Below are 1852 nucleotides of genomic sequence, written 5' to 3'. Positions count from 1 at the left end.
CTGCGTGATCCGCCGCCGCGCCCTGACCGCGCTCGCTTCCCACCACACGGCCGCCACCGTGGTCGCCGAGGCCGGATACCTCGCGGGAGTTCTGGACGCGGCCCGCGCCGGACTCGGCGCCGCCCTGCTCGCCGTCCCCGGCGATCCGTACCCTGATGGCCTCACGCCACGCCACGACCTCCCCGCCGTCCCCCCGGTCCGCCTCAGCGCCCGAGCCCGCAGCGGCTGCGACCCCTCCCTGGCCGGGGCCACCGTCGAGGCGGTACGAGCCCTGCTCGGCTTCCGCGAAATGGACACCGCGGGGACTCCATCCAGCGTCATGTAACGCGAACATGGCAGCCGAATGAAGTCGTCATTGCAGCCTTCGGGAGCTGCGGAACTTGACTTCCGTACGCTCTGGCCATGCTCGGCCGCAGCGGTTCGCCGGTACGGCCGAGGGTGCGGTACGTGGTCATCTCTTCGGTGTCTTCCTTCTCTTTCGGGATGGTCGGCGGACACAAGGGTTGCGGGCAGCGGAACCTTACGCGCGGCGGCTTTCCGCGCCGAGGACATCGTCAGAAGAACCCCGTCAGCGGTGGCGGTTCGGCGTTGAGGAGGCAGTCGCCCACCACACGTGCCTTGTGGGCGATCGGATTGTGGCTGACCAGGGTGCGGGCGTCGCGCCGGTGGCGGTCGAAGTTGAACTCGCGCCGGGTGGCCGAGGCCCCGCCCACGTCGTACAGCCGCTCCGCCGCCCGCAGGGCCGCCTGGGCGGCCACCACCTGCGCCTGCGCCACCTCGGTGGCCGCCTCGGCGAGCGCCGGTTCGCCGCCCGCGACGCCGTCCTCGCCGCGGGGGGCGGCGAGGGCGCGGTCGATGGCGGCGGCCGCGCGCAGCACGGTGGCCTCGGCCCCGTACCCGGGCCACCCGCAGATGGTGGTCCGGGTCGACGTAGGCGTCCGGGGCCCGGCCGGGCAGGGTCAAGGCCCCGGGGTGGTTTCCGACGCCGGTGATGTTCACCGGCAGACTGAGCCGGCGGGTCATCGGACCAGCACCTCCGCCGTGTCGGGTGTGTACCGGGCGACCGGGGGTCGGCCAGGCCGAAGTGGTCGCGCAGCGTGGTGCCCGCGTAGTCGTCCCGGAACAGCCCCCGGCGGCGCAGTTCGGGGATGACGTGTTCGGCGAGGGCTCACATTCCCGTTGGCCCAGGTCAACAGCGGGCCGCATGGTGAGATGCGCGGTGCGCCCGGCGGCCCTCCACCGTTCCGCATCATGGTCGCCGCTTGACCAGTACACGAATGCCGGTGTTGGGTGGCGCCCATGGCCTCCACGCTTTTGGTGCACCGCCACCACGTCGACCTCGGTCGAGTGGTGAGCGCGCAGTGTTGTTGAGGCATTGACGGCTGCCCGCCGGGGCGCCTTCTCCCAGCTGTTTCTCGCGTGTGATCCGTCTGCCCGTACGGGGCCGCACTCCCGTGCGCCGTGGGGCATGACGGCGCGTCAACTTGCCTCGCCGAGACCTTCGCGCCACTGGTTCGAGGGAGTGGACGACGGATGTGCGAGGAGGGGAGCGGATCGGGCGACGGCACGGGCCGACAGGCGCTCCGGCCACCCACCCAACCCCTGCTCATCGGAGACACACCTCATGGCTCTCTCCCGCCGTGGTGCCGACACCACCGCCCTGGGCGGCTTCGGCGACCCGCCCCCGACCGGAGTCCCCGGCTTCCTCCCGCTCACCAGCGGCACCCCCGCCGACGAGGCGCTGCCCGTCAAGGAATTGGCCGAGGCCGCGGCCGGGGTGCTCGGCGGTCCGTCCGGCGGCAGCGGCTCCCCGGGGCACATCCGCCTCGGCATCGGCGCCGTGGCCGAGCAC

Annotated in this window: 2 protein-coding genes and 1 pseudogene; 2 read left to right on the top strand and 1 reads right to left on the bottom strand. The window is 72.8% G+C overall.

All coding sequences use genetic code 11. The features are described from left to right. A pseudogene (locus GWI24_RS43870) lies at positions 1-325 on the top strand (LysR family transcriptional regulator); the annotation flags it as partial. A 229-nt stretch (positions 326-554) separates the two neighbouring features. Here GWI24_RS43870 and GWI24_RS43865 read toward each other — a convergent pair. After that, a complete protein-coding gene (locus GWI24_RS43865) occupies positions 555-878 on the bottom strand; it encodes a hypothetical protein (protein WP_210951586.1) in 324 nt (107 codons plus the stop codon). 746 nt (positions 879-1624) lie between these two features. Between GWI24_RS43865 and GWI24_RS43860 the strand changes: the two genes are divergently transcribed. Beyond that, positions 1625-1852 (top strand): hypothetical protein (locus GWI24_RS43860; protein WP_210951585.1); only part of this gene is annotated, 228 nt, incomplete at its 3' end.

The organism is Streptomyces sp. MK37H (assembly GCF_018035285.1).
Taxonomy (GTDB): Bacteria; Actinomycetota; Actinomycetes; order Streptomycetales; family Streptomycetaceae; genus Streptomyces; species Streptomyces endocoffeicus.
The sequence above is the reverse complement of the archived record's forward strand: the minus strand, read 5'-3'. Positions and strand labels throughout refer to the sequence as shown.